1 protein-coding gene and 1 pseudogene are annotated in these 1,514 nt (G+C 52.3%); both read left to right on the forward strand.

All coding sequences use genetic code 11. The features are described from left to right. Positions 1–84: 84 nt before the first annotated feature. Positions 85–923: pseudogene (locus RTW80_RS25125) on the forward strand (AadA family aminoglycoside 3''-O-nucleotidyltransferase). 214 nt (positions 924–1,137) lie between these two features. After that, on the forward strand, positions 1,138–1,514 hold a 377-nt coding region (locus RTW80_RS25130), incomplete at its 3' end, for an MFS transporter (protein ID WP_312720771.1).

Consider the following 1,514-nt stretch of genomic DNA (forward strand, 5'->3'; position numbering starts at 1 on the left):
TACGCCGTGGGTCGATGTTTGATGTTATGGAGCAGCAACGATGTTACGCAGCAGGGCAGTCGCCCTAAAACAAAGTTAGACATCATGAGGGTAGCGGTGACCATCGAAATTTCGAACCAACTATCAGAGGTGCTAAGCGTCATTGAGCGCCATCTGGAATCAACGTTGCTGGCCGTGCATTTGTACGGCTCCGCAGTGGATGGCGGCCTGAAGCCATACAGCGATATTGATTTGTTGGTTACTGTGGCCGTAAAGCTTGATGAAACGACGCGGCGAGCATTGCTCAATGACCTTATGGAGGCTTCGGCTTTCCCTGGCGAGAGCGAGACGCTCCGCGCTATAGAAGTCACCCTTGTCGTGCATGACGACATCATCCCGTGGCGTTATCCGGCTAAGCGCGAGCTGCAATTTGGAGAATGGCAGCGCAATGACATTCTTGCGGGTATCTTCGAGCCAGCCATGATCGACATTGATCTAGCTATCCTGCTTACAAAAGCAAGAGAACATAGCGTTGCCTTGGTAGGTCCGGCAGCGGAGGAATTCTTTGACCCGGTTCCTGAACAGGATCTATTCGAGGCGCTGAGGGAAACCTTGAAGCTATGGAACTCGCAGCCCGACTGGGCCGGCGATGAGCGAAATGTAGTGCTTACGTTGTCCCGCATTTGGTACAGCGCAATAACCGGCAAAATCGCGCCGAAGGATGTCGCTGCCGACTGGGCAATAAAACGCCTACCTGCCCAGTATCAGCCCGTCTTACTTGAAGCTAAGCAAGCTTATCTGGGACAAAAAGAAGATCACTTGGCCTCACGCGCAGATCACTTGGAAGAATTTATTCGCTTTGTGAAAGGCGAGATCATCAAGTCAGTTGGTAAATGATGTCTAACAATTCGTTCAAGCCGACCGCGCTACGCGCGGCGGCTTAACTCCGGCGTTGGGCGCACAATAAGGCTCCTTGCAGAGTTGCTTGAAAGTTGTTACGATTCAAATTCAATCATGAGATAGTCAGCAGATGAGCACTTCCAAGAACGCAGACAAGTAAGCCGCAGCAACCTTCATTTTTCGGTTGTTGCGGCGTTCTCATGAATCCTTTTGCTCTACGGGAGCGCCGCCAAATCCTTTGTTCAAGGAGATGGTTTCGTGAGCTCAAAAAACTTTAGTTGGCGGTACTCCCTTGCCGCCACGGTGTTGTTGTTATCACCGTTCGATTTATTGGCATCACTCGGCATGGACATGTACTTGCCAGCAGTGCCGTTTATGCCAAACGCGCTTGGTACGACAGCGAGCACAATTCAGCTTACGCTGACAACGTACTTGGTCATGATTGGTGCCGGTCAGCTCTTGTTTGGACCGCTATCGGACCGACTGGGGCGCCGCCCCGTTCTACTGGGAGGTGGCCTCGCCTACGTTGTGGCGTCAATGGGCCTCGCTCTTACGTCATCGGCTGAAGTCTTTCTGGGGCTTCGGATTCTTCAGGCTTGTGGTGCCTCGGCGTGCCTTGTTTCCACATTTGCAAC

The sequence above is a fragment of the Escherichia sp. AM3 genome (assembly GCF_032029835.1).
GTDB classification, from domain to species: domain Bacteria; phylum Pseudomonadota; class Gammaproteobacteria; order Enterobacterales; family Enterobacteriaceae; genus Escherichia; species Escherichia coli.